Source organism: Frigoribacterium sp. AC759, assembly GCF_979256015.1.
In genome coordinates, this window is record NZ_CEEDMT010000189.1 from 1 (window position 1) to 237 (window position 237).

The 237-nt window shown below is 63.7% G+C and carries 1 protein-coding gene; it reads right to left on the minus strand.

The features are described 5' to 3' along the window. Positions 1-237, minus strand: a 237-nt coding sequence (locus ACZ6JE_RS15600; protein ID WP_464319540.1) for a transglycosylase domain-containing protein, incomplete at both ends; no start/stop codon positions are given.

The window sequence follows — 237 nt, forward strand, 5'->3', positions numbered from 1 at the left end:
GTAGTAGTGCTGCGAGGCCGCCTGGACGCCGTACGCCTGGTCGCCGAAGTACGCGAGGTTCAGGTACGCGAGGAGGATGTCGTCCTGGCTGTACTTCTTCTCGAGCCCGATGGCGAACTTCATCTCCTGCAGCTTGCGGTCGATGCTGACCTCTTTGGCCGCCTTGATGGCCTTGGCCTGTTCGTCGCCGGTGAGACCCTGCGCCTCGGCCAGGCGGATGTTCCGCACCAGCTGCAT